Consider the following 21,773-nt stretch of genomic DNA (forward strand, 5'->3'; position numbering starts at 1 on the left):
GTGGCCATCCTGTCGAGCGAGGGTGGCCGGCCGTGAGTGTCCGGAACGCCATGCTGCGTACAATTACGGACATGACTTCTGTCGCGGTGGTCGCCACCGAGGGAATGCTGCACTTCGAACTGTCCGTGGCCTGCGAGGTGTTCGGCAGCGCCCCGGTGGGAGTGGACGTCCCGTGGTACGACGTCGAGGTCTGCGGGTCCGCCGCCGTGCGGGTCGGCCGGTTCCGGCTGGAGCCCGACCGCGGGCTCGACCGGCTGCCGTACGCCGACACGGTGCTCGTCCCCGCCTGGGCCGACGTCGACGAGGACCCGCCCGGCGAACTGGTCGACGCGGTGCGCGCGGCCCACGAGGCAGGCGCACGGGTCGCCTCCCTCTGCACGGGCGCCTTCGTGCTGGCCGCCGCCGGTCTGCTGGACGGCAGGCGCGCCACCACGCACTGGGCGCACACCGACGTGCTCGCCGCCCGCTACCCCCGCGTGGAGGTCGACCCGGACGTGCTCTACGTGGACAACGGCAGCGTGCTCACCTCCGCGGGCAAGGCCGCCGCGATGGACCTGTGCCTCCACCTCGTCCGCCTCGACCACGGTTCGGCGGTCGCCAACGCGGTCGCCCGACGGCTGGTCGTGCCGCCGCACCGGGCAGGCGGCCAGGCCCAGTTCGTCGCCGCACCGGTGCCCGCCCGGGACGACCATCCGCTCGCCGCACTGCTGCCCTGGGTCGTCGAACGCCTCGACCGGCCGCTGACGGTGGAGGACCTGGCACGCCGGGCCGGGATGAGTTCGCGCAACCTCGGCCGCCACTTCAGGGCGGCGACCGGCACCACCCCGCTGCAGTGGCTGCTGTCCCAACGGATCCGCCGCGCACAGGAGTTGCTGGAGACCACCGACAGCGGTGTCGAAGCCATCGCGGAGGCCACCGGCATGGGCACCGCCACGACGCTGCGCCGCCACTTCAACCACACGCTCGGTGTCCCACCGGACACGTATCGCCGAACCTTCCGCTCACGGCCCGGCCCCGCGGGAGCCGCAGACACGCGGAGTATCCCCCAACTCCGTGATTAATGAGGTGAGTTGGGAGACAACTCCCAAGGGGTCTCACAGCTCCCGGTGAAGGTGGTCCTCAGGTCCGCCCCCAGGTTCTGCCGCCATGACGGAAAACACACTCTGACCGTGGGCGTCGACGGCTCCGCCTGACGCCGCACAGTCGTTCCGGCCGGGCCGTGGAGGGCCGCCGCGACCCCTCCACGGCCGGGCCCGGCCCCCCCCCCCCCCCCGCGGCCGGGCTCAGCTCACCATGGCCAGGCCTGGCTCAGCATGGCCGCGGCGACCTCCTGGAACCCGGAGGGAATACCGGCTGGCCCCCGTTGGCGCAGGGGGCTGCTCGGACCGCGGAACCGGGGGACAGCCGGAGCGAGAAACGCCGGCCACACACCTAGCGTGTTGTTGCATGACGTCGCAGGAGTCGCACCGAACGGACCGGACCAACACCCCACGCCGCACCGTGCTCGCACTCGGCACCGCCGCTGCCGCCTCGCCGCTGCTCGGCGCGTCCCCCGCCCGGGCCGGTACCGCGAGCAGCACGCGGCACGCGTCGACCACGGCACCGACAGGACCGACAGCACTGGACGAACTGGGTATCGGAGAACTGCGCCGACGGATGGCCGACGGACGGCTCGACGCCGAACGGCTCACCCGTCACTACCTGGAACGTATCGAGCGCATGGACCCACTCCTGCACGCCGTGATCGAGGTCAATCCCGACGCGCTGCGCGAAGCCCGGCGCCTGGACGCCGAGGGTGACCCGCGGAAACCGCTGCACGGCATGCCCGTCCTGCTCAAGGACCTGGTGGAGACCGCTGACCGGATGCACACCACGGCCGGTTCCCTCGCCCTGGAGGGGGTGCGTCCGGCGACGGACGCCACCGTCGCGGCCAGGCTGCGCGCGGCCGGCGCCGTCATCCTCGGCAAGACCAACCTGAGCGAGTGGGCGGGCGGGATGTCGCTCACCCACCACGCGGGCTGGAGCGCCAGAGGAGGACAGACCCGCAACCCGTACAAGCTGGACCGGTCGCCGAACGAGTCGAGCTCCGGCAGCGCGGTCGCCGTCGCGGCAGGCCTGTGCGTCGCCTCGATCGGCACCGAGACCAACGGCTCGATCATCGACCCGTCCTCGGCCAACTGCGTCGTCGGGGTCAAGCCGACCGTCGGACTGGTCGGACGCGGCGGAGTCATCCCCGGTGTGCCGAGCCAGGACAGTGTCGGCCCGATCGCCCGCACGGTCCGTGACGCCGCGATCCTGCTCGGCACTCTCGTCGGGGTCGACGACCGTGATCCGGCGACCCGGGCGAGCCGCGGCCGTTTCCATCGCGACTACACCCGGTTCCTCGACGCCGACGGGCTGAAGGGAGCGCGTATCGGCGTACCGCGGACGGTCTACTTCGGCTACAGCCACCACGCCGACGACATCGCGGAGCGGGCCATCGCCACCCTGCGCGAAGCCGGGGCGACCGTGGTCGACCCGGCCGACATCCCGACCGCCGAGCAACTGGAGGACCTGCCCAGCTCGATGGTCGTCCAGGCGTACGAGATCAAGCGCGCCCTCAACGGATACCTGGCCGATGCCCCCGGTGAACACCCGCGCAACCTAGCGGAGTTGATCGCGTTCAACCTTGAACACGCCGACCGCGAGCTGCGTTATGTGCGGCAGGACGGACTGGAGGCGGTGCAGCGACTGGACTTCGGTGAGAGCGAGTACCGCGAGGCGCTGGCCACCAACCACCGGCTCTCGCGGGCCGAGGGCATCGACGCGGTGCTGCGCCGCTACCGCCTGGACGCGCTGGTGATGCCCACCACCGGGCCGCCCGCCAAGATCGACCTGATCCGCGGGGACAGCTACGGCGGCGGTGCCTCCACGCCCGCCGCCCTCGCCGGATATCCCGCGGTCAGCGTCCCGGCCGGCTTCGCGCTCGGCCTGCCCGTCGGACTGACGTTCATGGGCACGGCGTGGAGCGAACCGGTCCTGCTCCGCCTCGCCCACGCCTACGAACAGGCGAGCCGGGTCCGCCGACCGCCCACCTACCGGCCGGCCGACGTCGGCTTCTGACCCGGCCGACGGGACGCTGCCGACAAGGCATCAGCTGTGTCAGCCGCGCAGGATCGTCACCTTCAGGGTCGGGTCGGCCGAGATCTCCGCCGCCGTGAAGCGCTCGGTGACCCACTGCTTGCGGGAGAAGAGACGGGTCTGGTCCGTGTAGTGGGGGGAGGCCGGATTCGTCGACTGCCCGTAGGTCAGGAGAGTGTGGGCGCGCGGGCCGTCGGGGGTCAGTTCGACGGCCATCAGGAAGGTGCTGCCGAAGGCGCCCGAGGGCGGTGTGCCGGAGCCCGCTCCGGGGCTGGCCTCCAGGACGTTGAAGCAGCCCTTGTCGCCGTTGCAGCCGGGCAGCGGGATCCCGGCCCACCTCTGTACGGCGCCGAGTTCCGTGTCGACCGGGAGGTCACTGGCGGCGAAGTCCTGGACGGCGTCGGCGAGGGCGCGTCGGACGCGCACGTCGTCGCCCTTGATGCCGCGCGGTGTGGTGAGGGGCTGTGCCGGGTCGTAGGGGACGCGGCTCCAGGTGTCGGACGGGCCGTTCTCGGAGAGGCGGTCGTGGAAGGTGATCCAGAGCGCCGCACCCCGGCTGCCGGTGTCGGCGCGGGTGTCCCAGCGGGCGAGGGTGGTGCAGGCCTTCCGCACGTCGACCTCGTTGCCGTCCGTGGTCCTGAGGCGGGGGTGGGCACGGCACATGGCGACCACGTCGTCGCGGCCCGTCTCGGCCGACAGGACACGGTTGCCGAACATCGACGCGCGCAGGCCGCGTCCGGTGAAGCCCGGGGCGCCGAGTCCGTCCGTACCGGCCAGGCGTTCCGCGATCATACGGAGGCCGAGTTGGGCGCGCTGCCCGAGGCGGGCCGTGTTGTCGTAGCCGCCGGGGAAGCCGGTGAGCGGGGCTTCGGGGTTGGTGTACCGGGGCCCGTTGTTGGAGTTGGCCACGTAGTCCGAGCGGCTCAACCTCGGCTGCCGGGACGGGCCGCGGACACCCGGCACGAGCGCGTCGGGGTCACTGCCCCAGGCGCAGGCCGACGTCGAACCGTCCAGGGCGGGCGGCCCCTCCTCGCTGCCGGGCAGAGTGCAGCGCGTGAGTTGTTCGCCGGTCAGGTGCGGTACGTGGGAGGAGTCGGTGAAGTACGTCCCGCCGCCGCTGTCGGCCGCGAGGGTGTACGTCCAGGGGATGCCCTGGTAGGTGTCTTGGGCCGTGCGCAACTGACCGAGGTCCTCGGCCTTGCTCATGGCCAGCCAGGTGTTCAGGGACCGCAGGTTGTCGGCGTTGGCGTCGCGGACCGCGTAGGCGGTCGTCGCGGTCCAGCCGAAGGCGAGGACCTGACCGAAGCGTGAGGTGTACAGGGTCCGCTCGACGGTCGACAGTCCGCCGTTCCTGTCGCGGACGGTGACCGGGACGGTACGGCGTTCCATCCGCTCGGTCCTGCCGTCGACCAGATAGCTGGTCGGGTCACCGGGCGCGAGCTTCAGCGCGTAGACGGAGGAGTGCTCGGCGTTGCTCGCGGTGTGCGTCCAGGCGACGTTCCGGTTGTGCCCGATCTGGACCAGGGGCGTGCCGTACAGGCCGGCGCCGGACACGTCCAGGGTGCCGGGGATCGTCAACTGCACCTGGTAGAAGCGGAAGTCGCCGCCGACCCAGGGGAGGTGCGGGTTGGCCAGGACCATCGCGTTGCCGCTACGGGTGGCGTCCTTGCCCAGCGCCCAGCCGTTGCTGCCGAAATCGGCGGGGAGGCCCCGGCCGCTCTGCGCGCTGTGGGCGCTCAAGGCTCTGTGAGTGTTCAAGGCGCCTTGAGTGCCCTGGGCGAAGGCTGTCGCGGCCTTCGAGGCGGGGGTGTCCGGGGCGGGGGTCTCGGGGGCGCCGCCCCCGGAAGCCGCCGTGCCGTCGGCGCTCGCCGTCGCAACCGCCGCCGCCGTCGCAACCGCCGCCGCCGTCGCTGTCGCCGCCCCCGTCGTCACCGGAGGCTTCGCGTCCCCGATGGCCGGGGCCAGCGGTACGACGCCGGTCGCGCCGTTGACGTCGTACACGAGGGTCCACACGTCGAGCGGGGTGATCGGCCGCACCCACGGTTCGCCCTTGCAGCGCGGGTCCGGCAGCTCGTCGGTGCCCGTGTCCCGGAGGTAGCGGTTGTATCCGGCGGCGTATCCCTCGACCAGTCGGCGCAGTTCCGCCGTCGGCCCCAGCGGTGCCTTCATGTCGAGCAGCTTCCGGACGGTGCCGGCGTGCCACTGCCCCTTGTAGTAGCTGTCGCTCGCCAGGTTCGATCCCTCGCCGTCCTCCCCGTCGGCGCCGAAGAACCGTGAACGCTCGCCCCGCAACGTGACCATCCGGTCGGCGAGTTCACAGACGTTGTCCTGCGCGAACGCGTAGCCGTAGCCGTAGCCGAGCCCGTCGAAGTTCGCTGCTCGGATGTGCGGGATGCCGTACTCGGTCCGGCTGATCCGGGCCGTGCGGCCGCTCTCGGTCAGTCTCTCGCCGCCCGCTCCCGTCACGGCGGCAGCGGAAGCGGAGGCTGAAGAGGGCGCGGACTGCAGGGCCATGGTGGCAGAGGTGAGACAGAGTGCGGCCATGACGGCCGCCAACCGGCTTCCTCTGGAACGTGCTTGACGTGTCGTCAGCGTTCTGGATTCACCCATGACCCCCACTCTTCAGGGCCGACCGGCCGCCGGACATCCAGCCGACGGTGGAGATTCCTGGCCGCCCATGGCTCTCGGGATGTAGCCCTGAGGCCTATCGCCCGTCCGTCGCGGCGGCCGCGTTGTCGGACAGTCGCTCACGCAGGACCGTGCCCATGGTGATGGGTTCGCGGCCCAGCAAGGCGGCCAGCGTCGGGTCCACGGTGGCGAATTCACCGGCGCGAGCGGCCGTGAAGACGCCGAGCAGCTGGTCCGCGGCCTCGGCGGGCACACCGCGGCCGATCAGCTGCTGCCGGAACAGGTCGTCGGGTGCGGTGCTCCTCGTGATCGTGCGGCCGGTGACCTCGGTGGCGATGCGGGCGATGTCGTCGAAGGTCAGGGACCGGCCCGCGGTGAGCGGGGGCGTGGGGCCGTCGAAGCGGCCCTCGTCGGCCAGGACGGCGGCGGCCGCGTCGGCGAGGTCGGCGTGGGCGGTCCAGCTGACGGGTCCGTCCGCGGGAAGCGCGACTTCGCCGGACTGCAGGGCGTGCCCGAGGAACTGGACCGCGCTGGACGCGTAGAAGCCGTTGCGCAGCGAGGTGTACGGCACGCCGCAGGTGCGCAGCACTTCCTCGGTGGCGGCGTGGTCGCGGCAGGGCTGGAAACGCGACGACGCGGAGGCCCCCATGTGGCTGGTGTAGAGGATGCGGCGGGCGCCGGCGGCGACGGCCCCGTCGATGGCGGCGCGGTGCTGCCGCACGGCCTCTTCGCCCATCTTGTCGACGGAGACGATGAGCACCTGGGAGGCGCCCTCGAAGGCGTGGACCAGGCCGGCGGAGTCGGTGAAGCTGCCTTGCCGGACGCGTACCCCTCGATCGGCGAACGCCTTCGCCCGCTGCGGGTCGCGGACGCTGACGCCGATCCTGTCCGCGGGTACGCGGGTCAGCAGCTGTTCGACGACCTGTCGTCCGAGCTGTCCGGTGGCTCCGGTCACGATGATCATGTTGCGCTCCAGTGAGGTGGTGATGCGGTGACGTGGTGATGTGGCAGCTCGGTGAGCTGGTTCCAGTGGAAACAGATCAAGCGTATCACCGATATTAACGCTGGAAACGCATGTGCGGTATCGTTGATATATGCCACCAAATTCACACGTCGGGGACGACGCCGCCGACTCCAGCCCCAGCCCCATCCCCAGCCCCGGCGCGGACGCTGGCTCGGGGTCAGGCTCGGGCTCCGCGGTCGTGGGCCGCGAGGAGACCCGCCGGCGCGTCATCGAGGCCGCCGCCGACCTGCTCGCGCGCGAAGGCCGTGACGCCGTCACCACTCGCGCGGTCGCGGTCGCGGCGGGCTTGCAGCCGCCGGCCATCTACCGGCTGTTCGGTGACAAGGACGGGCTGCTCGAAGCGGTGGCCGAACACGGCTTCGCCGTCTTCCTGGCGGCCAAGCACGTCGACCCCGACCCGCAGGACCTCATCGAGGACCTGCGGGACGGCTGGGACCTGGCGGTCGAGTTCGGTCTGGCGAATCCCGCGCTGTACACGCTGATGTACAGCGAGCCGACAAGGCCTGCATCGGCAGCCTTCAAGGCCGGTATGGAGATCCTGATGGGCCGCATCCGCCGCCTCGCCGCGGGCGGCCGTCTCCGCGTCGGCGAGGAACTCGCGGCCACCCTCATCCATGCCACGGCACGCGGCGCGGTCCTCACCTGGCTGTCCCTGCCCGCGGACCGGCGCGACCCGGCCCTGCTGACCATTCTTCGGGAGTCCATGGTCACCGCCGTCACCAACGAGGAACCGGCCGTCAAGGACGTGGGCCCGGCCGGCGCCGCCCGCGCACTGCGCGCGACGCTCCCTGACCAGACGACCCTCAGCGGCGCGGAGCAGCACCTGCTGAGGGAGTGGCTGGACCGCCTGGCCTGCGACGGTTGAGACGCTGCCGCTCGCGCGGGCCCAAGCCCCCGTGGGCCCGGACCCCGTAGGCCGAAGCCTCGCGGGCCCGGACCCCGCGGGCCCAAGCCGCGCAGGCCCAGGCCGCCCCGGGCCTGGGCCTGCGGCGTGCGGTCAGCTGCCGGGGACGGTGTCCTGGAACGTGGTGCCCGCGCTGCGGTAGGCGTTCAGCCTCGTGGTGACCTGGGCCGGTGTGAGCACCTGGTCCTTGACGTGCAGGACGTAGTCGACCTGCTGGTCGTACGCCCTCGCCGTGGTGCTTGTCTGGCCCGCGAGGTCGATCAGCCACTGGTTGAAGTTGATCGACATGGGCCGCTCCGGAAGGTACTCGGAGCCATGCGTGCCGAAGAGCTGCCCGTCGATGTAGTACTTGATGCTGTTGTTGTCGATGGTCAGCACCAGGTCGTGCCAGCCACTGAAGCTCTGGCGGGCCTCGGTGTGCTGGTTGACCGCCACCCACGGCTCGGCCTGATAGGTCTCCCAGGACGTCGTGTAGAGGATGTTGGACGGCTCGCCCCAGCCGCCGTTGGGCAGGTACTCGAAGTCGTACTCGGAGTAGTCGTCCGCCAGCGGTGCCTTGAGGTCGTTGATGGTGAAGAACGTCTGGACGAGGCGGTCGCCGTCCGGACCGTACTTGGGCGCGTCGTTGAACCGCACCCGTGCCGCGTAGGTGCCGTTCTTGAACTTCGTCGACTTGGTGAGGATCTCGGTCTGCTTGGTGCTCGCCGCGGTGCCGGCGGTCGACGTCTCCAGGTTCATGATGGAGTTGCCGCCCGTGGTGGCGAAGGTGACCTTCTCGGGCGCCCAGGTGGCACCGGGCACGCCCGGGCCACCGGAGTTGGAGCGCACGTTCCAGCCGTTCGCGGAGATCCTGGGGTCGTTGTAGCCGCTGTAGTTGAAGTCGTCGAACAGGGTGGCGGCGTCGGCCGGGGGATCGGTCGGCGGGTCGGTGGGCGGATCCGTCGGCCCGTTGCCCGCGGGGGCCTGGCCCCACAGGGTGGTGCCGGCCAGCTGCGCGGTGACCTTGGACCAGTCGCCGTACGAGGTCTGCGAGGCGCCGAAGGAGTAGTCGTCGCTCTGGTTCAGCGAGGCCCACGACGACTGGTAGAAGCGCAGTTGCAGGTCACCGGTGTCGGCGCCCGGGGCGAGTGAACCGGCTCCGGAGGTGAAGCCGATCTCCAGGTAGCGGTCGGCCGTGGCGGTCGGGTTGGCGAGCGTGCCGAAGGTGCCCGTGACGTTGGCGCAGCCCTTGACGGCCCAGGAGCAGGCGAAGCGGTAGCTGGCGCCCGCCGAGTCGGCCTTGAAGTAGTAACGGACCTTGACGCTGCTCAACTGCACGGTCGTGGCACCGGTGTTCTTCACCTTGAACCAGGGTTCGGCCTGGTCGGCGCCGGCTCCGGTGGCGCTCGTACGGTACTGGACGCTCAGTCCGTCGGCGGCCGCGCTGGCGGTGGCCGGGAGTGCGGTGAGCGCGGCGGCGCCCATGGCCACCGCGACGGCGGTGTGTGCGGTGGCGCGCAGCCGGTTCTTCGCGAATCTCATGGTGGTTCCTCTCCAGAAAGGTGGGGTGATTCCCGGAAACGGACGGGGTCGGGGTGGGGGCGGGAAGGCGGGTCAGGGGTGGTGGTGGACGCCGAGTGCGTCCAGCCGGGCTGTGTGTCCGTCCAGGCGGGACCGGAAGTCGGTCCAGTCGGTGGCGCCGCTCCAGCCGCGGTCGGCGAGGGCGCACAGGCGCGGATAGGTGAGGTACTCGATGTGTGCGGGCGTCGTGACGAACTCGGTCCACAGCTGGGCCTGTGTGCCGAGCACCCGCCCCGCGGCCTCGGCGTCCGCGTCCTCAGGCACCGGGTCGTGGGCGTGGACGCCGCGCAGATCGACGACGGAACCGGGCTGTGCCGGGGGCTCGTTCGGGTCGTCGGACTGGGCGTAGTCGAGGTAGGTGGCCCGGTGGTATGCGTCTATCACCGGGTGGCCGCGGCGGGCCGCCGTGAGGGTGTGGGAGGGGTCGCGCCAGGTCATCACGGTGAATTCGGGGGGCAGTTCGGCGCCGGTCTCGGCCCAGCCCACCGGGCGGCGGCCGTTCCGGACGAGGTGGTCGCCGATCTTCCCGAGGAACCAGCCGTGCAGGGCCGCGGGGCTCGACAGGCCCTCCGTCGCGGCTCGTTCGCGTGCGGTGGCGCTGTGCGTCCACTCGGCGGTGGGGCACTCCTCGCCGCCCAGATGGATGTACGGCGACGGGAAGACGTCCATGACCTCGTCGAGGACGGTGCGGCAGAAGTCGAGGACCTCGTCGTGGACGCCGAGGACGGTGTCGCACACCCCCCAGCGCGTCCAGACGTCCAGCGTGCGCTCCGGATGGTTGCCCAGGGCGGGATAGGCGGCCAGGGCGGCGCGTACATGCCCGGGCATCTCTGTCTCGGGCACGACCGTGACGCCGCGGGCCGCGGCGTACCGGACGAGACCGGTGAGTTCGGCGCGCGTGTACGCCCCACCGTGCGGGATCCCGTCGTACGCGCCGCTGCCCGCCGGGCCCTTCTGCGACTCGGCGCGACGGCTGCCGATCTCGGTGAGCTTGGGGTAGGCGGCGACCGGCATGCGCCAGCCCTGGTCGTCCGTGAGGTGCAGGTGGAAGACGCTGATCTTGTGCAGGGCGAGCACATCGACGTACCGGCGGAGGTAGGACACGGGCTGGAAGTGGCGGGCCACGTCCAGCATCGCGCCGCGCCAGGGGTGCCGCGGGACATCGGTGATGTCGACGCACGGCAGCGGCCACCGGGTGACGCGCTGCGGATCCGCCGACAGGGCTGCCGGGGGCAGGAGTTGACGGACCGTCTGAATGCCGCGCAGCAGGCCGGTGGGGTGCGCGGCGCGCAGCAGCACGGCGTGCGGTTCGACGGTGAGTACGTATCCCTCCTCACCCAGGCCACCCAGGCCGCCCACGTCACCGGGGTCGCCCAGCCCACCGGGGCCGGAGTCGAGTGCCAGGGTGAACTGTCCGTCGGGGGAGGGCGGCAGGGGCAGTCCGGTGGCGGGGGCGAGCAGGGTGCGCAGCAGGTCCGCGGCCGGTTCGGCGCCTTCGCCGATGCGCAGCGCGGTGTCGGCGTCGAGCGTGAAGTGTCCCGGCCGAAAGGCTGCTTCGGTGGGGCGGGGGATGAGGGTGGGTGCAGATGCCTGTGCGGGCACGGATCGCCTCCGGGACGACGGTCGCGGGGAGTGCGGGGGGGGGAGTGTGCGGGATGTGCGGGGCGGTCCTGCGCGGGTTCAGCCCTTGACCGCGCCGGCGGCGAAGCCGGACGTGACATGGCGTTGGAGCAGCAGGAACACCACGAGCGCCGGGGCGGCGAAGAGGGCCGAGGCGGCCATGGTGGCGCCCCAGTCGGTGCCGAAGACGTTCTGGAAGGAGGACAGCCACACGGGCAGGGTGCGGTTGTCCTGATGCTTGATGATGAGGAAGTTGGCGTAGGCGAACTCGTTCCAGGCGGTGATGTAGCCGAACAGCGAGGTCGCCATGAGCCCGGGCGCCAGCAGCGGGAACGCGATGTGCCGGAACGCGCCGATCCTGGTGCAGCCGTCGACCTGCGCGGACTCCTCCAGCTCCGGCGGGATCGTGCCGATGAACCCGCGCAGGACGATGACGGTGAAGGGCAGCGTCATCATGAAGTAGACGAGGGTCAGGGTCGGCAGCCGGTCCAGCATGCCGGTGTCCCGGGAGATGATGTAGACCGGGATGATCAGTGACTCCCAGGGCGCCATCTGGGCGATGAAGACCATGAGCATGAACTGCCGGCGTCCCCTCCACCTCATCCGGGCCACCGCGTAGGCGGAGCCGAGCGCGATGACGAGGGAGAGCAGGACGGCGCTCAGTGTGACGAGGAGGCTGTTGCGCCAGAACAGGCCGAAGCCGTCGGCGCCGACAGCGGTGCGGAAGTGGTCGAGCGTCCAACTCTCGGGCAGGAAACGGGGGTTGTCGGACTGGATGTCACGGGTCGGGGTGAACGCGGTCGCGACCATCCAGTAGACCGGGAACAGACAGAGCACGACCGTGACGACGGCGGCGACATTGAGGGGTATGCGGCGGATACGGGGCCGGGTCGTGCTCATGAGAGCTCGTCCTCCTGGCGGAACATCTGGCGGAAGTAGAGGACGAGTACGCCCGACATCAGTACGACGGTGACCATGGAGGCCGCCGACCCGAGGTCGTAGCGCTGGCTCGACAGGGCGGTCTGCACCGCGTACACGGGCAGGATCGTGGTCGCGTCGCCGGGCCCGCCGTTGGTCATCACCCAGATCTGGACGAACGCCTTGAACGTCCAGATGACTTCGAGCGAGAACACGAGCAGGAAGATCGGCCGGACGACGGGGAAGGTGATGGAACGGAATATCCGCGCCCCCGACGCCCCGTCGAGCCGCGCCGACTCGTACAGCTCGACGGGGACGGTGGTGAGCGCCGAGTACAGGGTGATCGCCGCGAACGGCACGGACTGCCACACGATGAGCGCGACCAGGATGGCGAAGGCGGCCGGTCCGTGCGCGAACCAGGCGTAGCGGTCGAAGGACTCGAACCCCAGGTCCGTCAGGACCGCGTTGACGATGCCGAACTCCGAGTGGAACAGCCACTGGAAGACGGTGGTCGCCGCGATGACGGGCATCGCCCAGGTCAGTACGAGCGAACTGAGGACCGCGGTCCGGCCGAACCGGCCGAGCCGCTCGATCATCAGCGCGACCAGCGTGGACAGCAGCATGATCAGTGCGACGTTGACCGCCATGAAGAGGAAGGTGCGGCGCACGACCTCCCAGAAACGGCTGTCGCTCAGCAGCGTCTCGTAGTTGTCGAGTCCGACGAACCGTGCGTCGCCCAGGATGAGTTGGCGCAGTCCGAAGTCCTGGAGCGAGATCACCACGGCGCGGGCCAGCGGATAGACGAGCAGGTAGAGCGTGCCGAGGACGGCGGGCGCGATGAGGACGTACGGCCAGAACCCGCGGCCGACGCCGTCCTTCGAAGGGCGCGGTGGTCCTGAGCCGGTCGAGCGCCGGGGGCGGCGACTGGTCGGTGGGGGATGGGGTGCGGTCTGCTCTCGGACGGCCGTCACGGCACACTTCCTCCAGCGCGTGCACCGGCGTGGACGGCCGGTGGGTGGACGGTTCAGGAGTCGGTCGGCCTGGCTTCAGGAGTCGACCGGCCGGCAGGTGCCGACCGGGTCAGGTGTCGGACGGTTCAGGTGCCGGAGTTCATCGCCGTGGTGATGGCCTCGGACGCCTTGGCGGCTTCCTTGCGCGCGTCGCCTCCGGTGAGAACGGCGGTCAGGTAGTCCTTGATCGGGTTCTTGGCCTCGACGGCGGCCCAGCCGGGTGTGTTGGGCGTGGCATGGCCCTCGGCGGCACCGACCGCCATGGCCGAGGCGCCCGGGTCGTCGGCGACCGCGTCGGACAGGGTGGTCTTGTTCGGTACGTAGCTCATGGCGACGGCGAGCTTCTTCTGCCAGCTGTCGCCGGTGAGTTCCTCGATGAAGGTGTAGGCCGCGTCCTGCTTGGCGGAGGCCGTGGGGATGACGAGGTCGGAGCCGCCGGTGAAGACGGCGCCGGGGGTGTCGGCGGTCTTGCCGGGGATCGGGAAGAAGCCGAGCCTGCCCTTCAGGCCGGGGTTGTTCTCGACGACCGTGTTGGCGCCGCCCGGGGACGAGACGACCTGGGCGACCTTGCCCTTGGCCATGACGTCCGCCTGCGGAGGGTTGGCCTCGTCGGAGTCCTTGGGGCCCCTGCCGAGCGCCTGGAGCTTCTTGTAGAACTCCATGCCGCGGATCGCCTCGGGGGTGTCCAGCGATCCCTTCCACTTGCCGCCGGACTCGGTGGCGAGGTCACCGCCCTCGTCCCAGACGAAGCCCGCGAGGGTGTACCAGTTCTGGCCGGGCAGGTAGATGCCCTGCCTACCACCGGTGTTGAGCTTCTTCGTGGCGGTGATCCACTGGTCACGGGTCTTGATCGCGGCCGGGTCGACGCCCGCTTTCTCGAAGAGGTCGGTGCGGTAGACGACGACGCGGTTGGCGGCGTAGTACGGGATGCCGTACTGCTTGCCCTCGTAGGCGCCGGGCTCGGCGAGGCCCTTGAGCCAGTCCTTCCCGCCGAGTTCGCCGACCTTGTCGCTGAGGTCGAGCAGGCCCCCGCTCTGCGCGAACTGGGCGACCTGGGTGTTGCCGGTCTCGATGACGTCCGGCGCGTCACTGCTGGCGAGGGCCGCCGTGACCTTCTCGCCGATGCCGTCCCACTCCTGGATCTGCACCTTGACGTCGATGTCGGGGTGCGCGGCCTCGAAGCCCTTGACGAAGTCCTTCTGGAACTCGGCCGAGACGCTGTCGCGCATCAGCCAGACGTCGATGGTGGTACTCCCGCCGGAACTGCCGTCGGAGTCGTCGGAGGAACTGCAGGCACTCAGTCCGGCGGTCATGACGAGTACGGACACACCGGCAACGAAGCGGAACTTCACGGTTCACCTCTGGAGGACATGAGCCAACCACCTGACCAGTGAAGTCCACTGGACAGCTCACCTCTCGATGCGGGGATGAAACTGGCATAGACCAATCGACGCCGTCAACCCCTCGCGCTGAGCGGGTTGTTGGGGACCTCACGGGCCAGGACACGGGCGCCGGCGGTTAGACAGCGGTTACACTTCGCCCGACCAGGAGGGACGCCGCGTGCGACAACTGGTCAACTGGTAAGGGGGCGTCGTGCATGAGGGGCACAACATGAGGGGGAGCGGCATGAAGGAAGACGCACCGGGTGCGGTACTGAAGCGGGAGCGGGTCCGCGACTTCATCCTCGACCTCGTCGAGTCGCGCAGCCCGGGTGACGCGATCCCCTCCGAGCGCTCCCTGTGCGCCCGCCTGGAGGTGTCCCGCCCGACCCTGCGCGCGGCGGTCGACGAACTCGTGGCCGCGGGACTCCTCGTACGGGAACACGGCCGAGGCATGTTCGTGGCCCCCGAGAAGATCACCCAGGAACTCGTCTCCGGCCGGCAGAGCATGACGGCACCCCAGGCCGCCGGGGCCTGGTCGAGCCGCCTGCTGGAGTTCACCACCTTCCCGGCCGGCGCACGCGTGGGCCGCAAACTGCGGATGTCACCCGCCGCCGAGATCGTGTACGTGGCACGGCTGCGCCTGGTCGACGGCGCCCCGATGGCCATCGAGCACCTGCACATCAGGGCCGACCTGGTCCCCACGCTGTCCGCCGAGGAACTGGAGGCGGGTGACCTCTACGAGCACCTGCGAAAGCAGCACGGCGTACACGTCCAGGAGGCCGTACAGGCGATCGAGCCGACCGTCGTCACCCGCGCCGAGGCCGAACTGCTCGACGTTCCCGAACTGTCCCCGGCGCTGCTCTTCGAACGGCTCACCTCGGACACCACGGGCCGCCCCGTCGAGTACGTCCACTCGATCTACCGCGGCGACCGCTACCGCATCGTCTCCCGCCTCACCCTCGACCCCTCGGCCACGGAACCCCCGACCGGACTCGGCCACCACCCCGGCATCCCCCCGGGCGACTTCGCCCACCGCGAGACGATCGCGTCGTCCACGCGGGGGGACATCCAGGCGGGGTCGTGAGCACCAGCCCTCACGCTGAACGGGCGTCCGCGCCCCCAGCACCCGGCAACAAGCTGAACGGTCATTCATGCCCCATCATCCGGCGACAACGGGCCCGGTGGCCTAAGAAGAAGCTCGGTGACCGTCTGTACGGCTCAGGACGTGCTTGGCAGCATGGATGGATGGCAAGGTTGCCTGCGGAGTGGTTGTTCCGGCTGGGGGGAGCGGCGACATGGGCGCGGAGGAGATCAGGTCGCAGGGATTCAGCCTCAAGGAGCTGTTCCGCGATGTCTCCTACGAGATCGACTACTACCAGCGCGACTACACCTGGGGCGAGGACGAGGTAAGAACCCTGCTCAGGGACTTGTGCGACACATTCCGGAGCTGGTCCAACAACCCGGCGATTCTCCGCCGTCCCGCGAACGCCCCTCAGTACTTCCTCGGCCCGTTCGTCTACTACGAGCAGTCCCGCGGCCGGCGTTGCCTGGTCGACGGCCAGCAGAGGTTCGTCACACTGCACCTGATGTTCCTGCAGATACGAGCCAGGGCTCGGGAGCTGCGGCACGACCGTGCGGTCGACCGTCTGAACCGGGCGATCACCACCGACGGCCGGCGTTTCTCGGTGGCCATCAGCGATCACGAGCCGGTACTCCGCGCGATCAGTGACGGCCACACCTTCGAGGCGGACCTGGGCGACTCGCTCTCGCGCCGCAATCTGTGGGCGCGCAGCCAGCAGATAGAGGCCCAACTCGCCGAAGAGATCGACGGGGACAAGCTCCACCTGTTCACCGAGTGGCTGCTGGACCGGGTGGCACTGGTCGGCATCCGGGCCGCGAACCAGGACCACGGCTACCGGATGTTCGAGACGATGAACGACCGGGGTGCCCGCCTCACCGCCGTCGATCTGCTCAAGAGCCATCTGCTCTCCCACGTCGGATCGAACGAGGACCGGCTCAACACCCAGTGGCAGGAGATGCTCAGAGAGCTGACCACGGACCGCGAGGACCCAGGAGCGGCGGGACGCTTCATCAAGGCCGCTCTCCTGGCCCGTCACGCACGCCCCGGCCGCGACGAGGACCGTCGGCAGATCAATTCCAACCTCAACATGTGGGTCCGCCAGAACGCCACGCATCTGGGACTCGTCTCGGAACACCCGGAGCACTTCCTCCGCTTCGTGCAGGATCTTTTGGAGACGGCACGGCTCTACCGGCCCTTCCTCGCGGCGAGCCGCGAACTCAAGAAGGACGGCGACCGGTTGGAGACCGTCCTGTTCAACGAGCGCAACGGACTCGGCGAACAGGCGGTGGCCGTCCTCGCCGCCATCGGCCCCGAAGACACGCCGTCCGAGGCCAAGGACAAAGGTCGGCTGGTGGCCAACTACATCGACCGCTGGTACGCCCTGCGCGTGCTCCAGGACCTGTCGGTGCAGTCGGCCGACCTCACCGACCTCGTCCATGACACGCTCGTACCGGCGCTGCGGGAGTGCCGCACTTCGGCCGACGTCGCCTCCACGCTGAGCGGGTTCGCTCTGCGCGACGGCGTCTCCGTCCCCGAGGCCGCCACCTTCGGACTACGCGGGAACAACGCGCATCAGACGAGGTACCTGCTGGCCAGGGCCACCGCGTACGTCGAGGAGGCCTGTCAGCGGCCCCACGACGTGCTCGACTATCTGGACCGAACGCGGTTCCACATCGAGCATCTGTGGGCCAACCACCACAGCCGCGTCGAGAAGGAGATCCCCGACCCTGTCGTCTTCCGGAGCCACCGGAACCAGCTCGGCGGACTCGGCCTGCTGATGGGCAGGGAGAACCCAAGCATCAACGACATGCCGCTGCAGGAGAAAGCCCCGTTGTACGCGCGCAGCAGCATCCTGCTCGGAATCATCTCTCCTGGATACGACCGCCGGAATCCGCTGCTGCGGGAATTCATCAAGACGCATCAACTGGACAAGCTCCTAAGGTCGTTCGGGCCCCGGGAGCCGATGACGTCCGTCGTCCGGACCCGTCAGGAGCTGTACCTCCGACTGTTCTCGCTCATCTGGAACCCCGAAGGGCTCGGATTTCCCCTGCCCGAGCAACCCGAACCGCAGGTCCCGGAGGCATCTGTCGCGCGGCGCCGCCCGGATTCCGTTCGGCGTGCGACGGGGACGCGACGCCGTCGCACCGACGTGGCGAAGATGCTAGACGCTCAAGTCCTCGAACCAGGTACGGCGATCGTGCTCACCTATCGGTCCGTCGATCATTGGGCGACCATCGACGAGGACGGGGGCATCGTGCTCAAAGCGACCGGCGGAACGCCCTACGGCCGAGTGGACGAGGCCGGTGCCGTGGCGCGCGGCACCAAGACTTGTCAGGGCATGAACGAGTGGCGGGTCGAGGACGCTGAGGGCGTGCGCATCTCCCTGCGCACCCTGCGGGACCGCGCGGTGGCGGCCGGCCTCCTGTAGGGCCGCCCGTATCCGGTGTGCTTGGGGTGCCTGTGCCCCGAGGGGGACAGGGATCTGGTGATTCGTGTGGGTCCCGGACTATGTGGTGTGACAAGGGGGAGGCACACTGCATACAGGCATTCTCACGATCACGAGGGAACAGGCATGATCACGCTTACGAAGGAAGACGGCCCGGCGGATCTCGACGGAGTGACTCATCTGTCGATCGGGGTGTCCTGGGACCCCACCGTCGGCAGCAGCGGCGGACTGATCGGCAAGCTGCGTCAGAAGACGGGCACGGACCTCGACCTGATCGCCATCGCGATGCAGGGTTCGGACCCGGTGCGTCTGGCCGGTCTGGACTCTCTGGACCCGCTGGGCAACGGTTCGTTGGTGCACACCGGCGACAACCAGACCGGCAAGGGAGCCGGTGACGACGAGACGGTGACCGTCGAGTTCGCCCGTGTCCCGACGAACATCACCTCGATCGTCTTCGTCGCCGCCGCGTACAAGAAGAGCAGCTCCTTCCAGAAGGCGCGGAACATCAGCTTCAAGGTGTACGACGCGAGCGGGGGCAGTACACAGCAGGTCGCGGACATCTGGCCGAGCCTCCTCAGCAACGACAACGGCTGCGCCGTCGCCAAGGCGATCCGCGTCGGCGGGGCCTGGAAGCTGCAGGTCATCAACGAGACCGGAAAGATCAAGCAGGGCGACGAGCAGGCCCTGATGCGCTTCGCCGCCAGCAAGTAGGTAACACAGGCGGGTCGCACAGGGGGACATAGGGCGGGGCGGGACCGGTGCGCATACCGGTTCCGCCCCGCCCTATGTCCTGGGCCCGACCCCGAGCACCGGGGCCTGCCGCACCGGTCCTGGTTCGACGGAGTCCAACGACTTGCCCGTCCGTGGTCTCCGGCAGCACCCCGAGCCGTCCGGGCCATCCGGACCACGGCTTCCGAAGGTGCCGACAGCCAGGAGTGTACGTTCGTACGCTCTGGCTATAAGGTCTCGCGTATGACTGTTGACGTACTGCGCCGACCCGCGGCGGCCGAACGGCAGGCTCGCGTAGCCGTCGCCGTGCTGTTCTTCACCAATGGAGCCCTGTTCGCCAACCTGCTGCCGAGGTATCCGCAGATCAAGGCGGATCTCGGCATGGGTAACGCCGCATACGGCCTGGCCGTCGCCGCGTTTCCGGCGGGGGCCATCGCGGCCGGTCTCGCCGCGGGAGTGGTCGTCCGGCGGATGGGCTCGGGGCGGGCGGCGGTGGCCGGAACCCTGCTGACCGGCGCGGGGATCCTCGTCGCGGGCCTGGCCGACTCGGTGGTGCTGTTCGCGGCGGCGTTGTTCCTGGCCGGAGCGATGGACGCGATCACCGATGTCGCGCAGAACGCCCACGGCCTGCGTGTGCAGCGACGCTACGGGCGTTCCATCATCAACTCCTTCCACGCGATCTGGTCCATCGGCGCCGTCGTCGGCGGATCCATGGCCGCCGCGGCGATCGCACTCGGTCTCTCGCGCGGGCAGCACCTGACGATCTCGGCGGTGGTGTTCGCGGTGGCCGCGTGCGTCGCGTTGCGGTTCTGCCTGCCGGGCCCCGAGACCGACACCGAGCCCGGAGCGGAAACCGGGTCGGCTGCGGAGTCGGCGGCCGAGTCCGGCCTCGACGGTCGCACGGGACGGCAGGGGAAGCGTCCGGCGGTGGGCCGGCGTACCGCGTACGTGCTGGCCGCGCTCGTGCTCATCGCCACGGCGGGCACGCTAGTCGAGGACGCGGGCAGTTCCTGGGCCGCTCTCTACCTCTCCGACTCGCTGTCCGCGTCGGTGGAGCTGGCCGCCTCCGGCTACATCGCCCTGGTCGGAGCCCAGTTCGTCGGCCGCATCATCGGCGACCGGCTCGTCGACCGGTTCGGCCAGCGCACGGTGGCCCGGGCCGGCGGCCTCATCGTCGTGGCCGGCATGGGCCTGGCGTTGGCCGTGCCCACGGTGCCCGGCACTATTCTCGGGTTCGCCGCGGCCGGGTTCGGTGTGGCGACGCTGGTCCCCGCCGCGATGCACGAAGCCGACGAGCTGCCCGGCCTCAAGCCCGGTTCGGGGCTGGCCATCGTCTCCTGGCTCATGCGCCTGGGCTTCCTGCTGTCCCCGCCGGTCGTCGGACTGGTGGCGGACGCGGCCAGTCTGCGGGTGGGCCTGCTGGTGGTGCCCTTCGCCGGACTGCTCGTGCTCCTGCTCGCCGGAGTGCTGAAGCCCGGGCGCAGGTAAAAACCGGGCGCGGGTATACCCGGTGCAGGTGAATCCGGCGCAGGCAGATCCGGCGTGGACAGGTCCGGCGCCGGTAGGTCCGGCCTTCGCGGCGCGTGCGTTTCACGGACCGCGGTCCGACGTCGAGTGTACGATCGTACGCATGTCGACGGACTACTTCGCCCAGGATCCCCGCACGAACCTCGAACGCATGACGGCGGGTGACCACTACATCGCCGACGACCCGGAGATCGTCCGCCGGTACGAGCGAGCCATGCGCCTGGCCGCCCGCTACCAGGCCGCCTACATCGAGGACACCGAGGCGGCCCGGCCGATCCTCGCCGAACTGCTCGGGGCGCTGGGCCCGGACGTACACGTACGGCCGCCGCTGTACGTCGACTACGGCAGCAACATCACGATCGGCGCGCGGACCTTCGTCAACTACAACCTGACCGCGCTGGACGTCGCCGCGATCACCATCGGCGAGGACTGCCAGATCGGCCCGAACGTCCAACTGCTCACCCCCACCCACCCCTTGGAGCCGGAGCCCCGGCGCGACAAGCTGGAAGCCGCCCAGCCGATCACCATCGGCAACAACGTGTGGCTCGGGGGAGGCGCCATCGTGCTGCCCGGTGTCAGTATCGGCGACAACTCCGTCATCGGCGCGGGCGCGGTGGTGACGAAGGACGTGCCCGCGAATGTCGTCGCCGTCGGCAACCCCGCCCGCCCGGTCCGTACCCTCTGAAGGCTCCCGCCATGGCCACCGGACACACCGACCCGCAGCGCCGCGAACGCATCATCGCCGCGACCCTCGATCTCATCGCCGAGGAGGGGATCGCCAACGTCTCGCACCGGAAGGTCGCCAGGCGCGCCGGTGTCCCTCTGGGTTCGATGACGTACCACTTCAGCGGCATGGACGAGCTGCTCCGGGAGGCGTTCACCCGCTTCGCCGACCACATCGTCGCCGTCTTCGACGCCCACCTCGCGGCTCCGGCCGACCGTGACCAGGCCCGCGAGGCGGTGACGGATCTGGTCCACGTCCTGTCGGAGGGGAGCCAGCGCGACCTCGTACTCACCCAGGAGCTGTACATCCTCGCCGCTCGTCGGCCCGTCTACCGGGAACTCACCCACGAGTGGATGGGCCGCAGCCGCGTCCACCTGGAGAAGCACTTCGACCCGGACACGGCACGTCAACTCGACGCCCTCATCGAGGGGTTGACCCTCCACCGCGCTCTGGACAACGAACCCCACGACCGTGCCCTGACCCTTGAGGCGATCACTCGCATCACCACGAAGGGCACGTAGGGCCGCGGCGAGAGGCCTCACAGACCGGGGGGGGGTGGGAGGCCGGATCGATCAGGAATCGAGAAGCGCCGACCCCCGTGCCCCATCTAGCGTGACTGCCATGGACGTCACCATTCACGCGAGCTTCCTCCCGCACAACGATCCGGACGCCTCCCTGGCCTTCTACCGGGACGCCCTCGGCTTCGAGGTCCGTGACGACGTCGGCCACGGCGGCATGCGCTGGATCACGGTCGGGCCCGCCGGCCGGCCCGGCACGTGCATCGTCCTGGAACCGCCGGTCACCGACCCCGGCGTTTCCGACGACGAGCGCCGCGCCGTCGCCGAGATGATGGCGAAGGGCACGTACGCGGGCATCCTCCTGGCCACCCCCGACCTCGACGCCACCTTCGAGCGAGTCCGGGCGGCGGGGAGCGGCGAGGTGGTCCAGGAGCCGGCCGAGCAGGCGTACGGCGTGCGGGACTGCGCCTTCCTCGATCCCGCGGGCAACATGATCCGCATCCAGGAACGACGCTGAGCGGTCCGGCGACCGCAGCACATCCACGCGCACTGCTCGAAGCCGGTCGGACCGAACCGGTCGAA

The 21,773-nt window shown here is 70.0% G+C and carries 17 protein-coding genes; 10 read left to right on the forward strand and 7 right to left on the reverse strand.

What is annotated here, in order from left to right:
- Positions 1 to 71 precede the first annotated feature (71 nt).
- Together OHS59_RS41725 and OHS59_RS41730 are read left to right on the forward strand one after the other, a co-directional pair.
- Positions 72 to 1,061 carry a helix-turn-helix domain-containing protein gene (locus OHS59_RS41725; RefSeq protein WP_328498533.1) on the forward strand — a complete coding sequence of 330 codons (990 nt, stop codon included), beginning with the start codon at positions 72 to 74 and terminating at the stop codon, positions 1,059 to 1,061.
- 385 nt (positions 1,062 to 1,446) lie between these two features.
- Positions 1,447 to 3,102, forward strand: coding sequence for an amidase (locus OHS59_RS41730; protein WP_328498534.1), 1,656 nt, complete (start codon positions 1,447 to 1,449; stop codon positions 3,100 to 3,102).
- Positions 3,103 to 3,141: 39 nt separating this feature from the next.
- On the opposite strand, the gene OHS59_RS41735 is transcribed toward OHS59_RS41730, so the two are convergent.
- Together OHS59_RS41735 and OHS59_RS41740 are read right to left on the reverse strand one after the other, a co-directional pair.
- Positions 3,142 to 5,664, reverse strand: coding sequence for a penicillin acylase family protein (locus tag OHS59_RS41735; protein WP_328498535.1), 2,523 nt, complete (start codon positions 5,662 to 5,664; stop codon positions 3,142 to 3,144).
- A gap of 160 nt (positions 5,665 to 5,824) precedes the next feature.
- Positions 5,825 to 6,712, reverse strand: a complete 888-nt coding sequence (locus OHS59_RS41740) for an SDR family oxidoreductase (protein ID WP_328498536.1) — start codon at positions 6,710 to 6,712, stop codon at positions 5,825 to 5,827.
- Between the two features lie 130 nt (positions 6,713 to 6,842).
- Here OHS59_RS41740 and OHS59_RS41745 point away from each other — a divergent pair, with 130 nt between their 5' ends.
- The gene (locus OHS59_RS41745; RefSeq protein WP_328498537.1) at positions 6,843 to 7,637 is read left to right on the forward strand and encodes a TetR/AcrR family transcriptional regulator; all 795 of its coding nucleotides are present in this window, start codon (positions 6,843 to 6,845) and stop codon (positions 7,635 to 7,637) included.
- A gap of 132 nt (positions 7,638 to 7,769) precedes the next feature.
- Here OHS59_RS41745 and OHS59_RS41750 read toward each other — a convergent pair whose 3' ends face one another.
- From OHS59_RS41750 to OHS59_RS41770, 5 genes are all read right to left on the reverse strand, one after another.
- A complete protein-coding gene (locus OHS59_RS41750; protein ID WP_328498538.1) occupies positions 7,770 to 9,197 on the reverse strand; it encodes a cellulose binding domain-containing protein in 1,428 nt (475 codons plus the stop codon).
- Positions 9,198 to 9,269: 72 nt separating this feature from the next.
- Entirely contained in the window at positions 9,270 to 10,838 is a 1,569-nt protein-coding gene (locus tag OHS59_RS41755; RefSeq protein WP_328498539.1) for a beta-N-acetylhexosaminidase, read from the reverse strand.
- 78 nt (positions 10,839 to 10,916) lie between these two features.
- The gene (locus OHS59_RS41760) at positions 10,917 to 11,756 is read right to left on the reverse strand and encodes a carbohydrate ABC transporter permease (RefSeq protein WP_328498540.1); all 840 of its coding nucleotides are present in this window, start codon (positions 11,754 to 11,756) and stop codon (positions 10,917 to 10,919) included.
- A complete protein-coding gene (locus tag OHS59_RS41765) occupies positions 11,753 to 12,745 on the reverse strand; it encodes a carbohydrate ABC transporter permease (protein WP_328498541.1) in 993 nt (330 codons plus the stop codon). Before OHS59_RS41765 ends, OHS59_RS41760 begins: the two co-directional genes overlap by 4 nt.
- A gap of 125 nt (positions 12,746 to 12,870) precedes the next feature.
- Positions 12,871 to 14,136 carry an extracellular solute-binding protein gene (locus OHS59_RS41770; RefSeq protein ID WP_328498542.1) on the reverse strand — a complete coding sequence of 422 codons (1,266 nt, stop codon included), beginning with the start codon at positions 14,134 to 14,136 and terminating at the stop codon, positions 12,871 to 12,873.
- Positions 14,137 to 14,410: 274 nt separating this feature from the next.
- Between OHS59_RS41770 and OHS59_RS41775 the strand changes: the two genes are divergently transcribed.
- The 7 genes from OHS59_RS41775 (at position 14,411) to OHS59_RS41805 (ending at position 21,708) form a co-directional block, all read left to right on the forward strand.
- Positions 14,411 to 15,250 carry a GntR family transcriptional regulator gene (locus OHS59_RS41775; protein WP_328498543.1) on the forward strand — a complete coding sequence of 280 codons (840 nt, stop codon included), beginning with the start codon at positions 14,411 to 14,413 and terminating at the stop codon, positions 15,248 to 15,250.
- Between the two features lie 211 nt (positions 15,251 to 15,461).
- Positions 15,462 to 17,675, forward strand: coding sequence for a DUF262 domain-containing protein (locus OHS59_RS41780; protein ID WP_328498544.1), 2,214 nt, complete (start codon positions 15,462 to 15,464; stop codon positions 17,673 to 17,675).
- Positions 17,676 to 17,819: 144 nt separating this feature from the next.
- Positions 17,820 to 18,404 (forward strand): TerD family protein, encoded by a 585-nt coding sequence (locus tag OHS59_RS41785; RefSeq protein WP_328498545.1) that lies wholly within the window; start codon positions 17,820 to 17,822, stop codon positions 18,402 to 18,404.
- A 261-nt stretch (positions 18,405 to 18,665) separates the two neighbouring features.
- Positions 18,666 to 19,910 (forward strand): MFS transporter, encoded by a 1,245-nt coding sequence (locus OHS59_RS41790; RefSeq protein WP_328498546.1) that lies wholly within the window; start codon positions 18,666 to 18,668, stop codon positions 19,908 to 19,910.
- Positions 19,911 to 20,052: 142 nt separating this feature from the next.
- Positions 20,053 to 20,634: a sugar O-acetyltransferase gene (locus OHS59_RS41795; RefSeq protein WP_328498547.1), complete on the forward strand. Its 582-nt coding sequence runs from the start codon at positions 20,053 to 20,055 to the stop codon at positions 20,632 to 20,634.
- A gap of 11 nt (positions 20,635 to 20,645) precedes the next feature.
- A complete protein-coding gene (locus tag OHS59_RS41800; RefSeq protein ID WP_328498548.1) occupies positions 20,646 to 21,194 on the forward strand; it encodes a TetR/AcrR family transcriptional regulator in 549 nt (182 codons plus the stop codon).
- Positions 21,195 to 21,294: 100 nt separating this feature from the next.
- Positions 21,295 to 21,708: a VOC family protein gene (locus tag OHS59_RS41805; protein ID WP_328498549.1), complete on the forward strand. Its 414-nt coding sequence runs from the start codon at positions 21,295 to 21,297 to the stop codon at positions 21,706 to 21,708.
- Positions 21,709 to 21,773: the final 65 nt, after the last annotated feature.

The organism is Streptomyces sp. NBC_00414, assembly GCF_036038375.1.
Taxonomy (GTDB): domain Bacteria; phylum Actinomycetota; class Actinomycetes; order Streptomycetales; family Streptomycetaceae; genus Streptomyces.

What these genes read in the sequence shown, in the direction of transcription:
- OHS59_RS41730 (WP_328498534.1), top strand. Translation starts at nt 1,447, where the DNA reads ATGACGTCGCAGGAGTCGCACCGAACGGACCGGACCAACACCCCACGC.
- OHS59_RS41760 (WP_328498540.1), bottom strand. Translation starts at nt 11,756, where the DNA reads ATGAGCACGACCCGGCCCCGTATCCGCCGCATACCCCTCAATGTCGCC.
- OHS59_RS41780 (WP_328498544.1), top strand. Translation starts at nt 15,462, where the DNA reads ATGGGCGCGGAGGAGATCAGGTCGCAGGGATTCAGCCTCAAGGAGCTG.
- OHS59_RS41745 (WP_328498537.1), top strand. Translation starts at nt 6,843, where the DNA reads ATGCCACCAAATTCACACGTCGGGGACGACGCCGCCGACTCCAGCCCC.
- OHS59_RS41785 (WP_328498545.1), top strand. Translation starts at nt 17,820, where the DNA reads ATGATCACGCTTACGAAGGAAGACGGCCCGGCGGATCTCGACGGAGTG.
- OHS59_RS41750 (WP_328498538.1), bottom strand. Translation starts at nt 9,197, where the DNA reads ATGAGATTCGCGAAGAACCGGCTGCGCGCCACCGCACACACCGCCGTC.
- OHS59_RS41795 (WP_328498547.1), top strand. Translation starts at nt 20,053, where the DNA reads ATGTCGACGGACTACTTCGCCCAGGATCCCCGCACGAACCTCGAACGC.
- OHS59_RS41775 (WP_328498543.1), top strand. Translation starts at nt 14,411, where the DNA reads ATGAAGGAAGACGCACCGGGTGCGGTACTGAAGCGGGAGCGGGTCCGC.
- OHS59_RS41740 (WP_328498536.1), bottom strand. Translation starts at nt 6,712, where the DNA reads ATGATCATCGTGACCGGAGCCACCGGACAGCTCGGACGACAGGTCGTC.
- OHS59_RS41805 (WP_328498549.1), top strand. Translation starts at nt 21,295, where the DNA reads ATGGACGTCACCATTCACGCGAGCTTCCTCCCGCACAACGATCCGGAC.
- OHS59_RS41735 (WP_328498535.1), bottom strand. Translation starts at nt 5,664, where the DNA reads ATGGCCGCACTCTGTCTCACCTCTGCCACCATGGCCCTGCAGTCCGCG.
- OHS59_RS41800 (WP_328498548.1), top strand. Translation starts at nt 20,646, where the DNA reads ATGGCCACCGGACACACCGACCCGCAGCGCCGCGAACGCATCATCGCC.
- OHS59_RS41790 (WP_328498546.1), top strand. Translation starts at nt 18,666, where the DNA reads ATGACTGTTGACGTACTGCGCCGACCCGCGGCGGCCGAACGGCAGGCT.
- OHS59_RS41725 (WP_328498533.1), top strand. Translation starts at nt 72, where the DNA reads ATGACTTCTGTCGCGGTGGTCGCCACCGAGGGAATGCTGCACTTCGAA.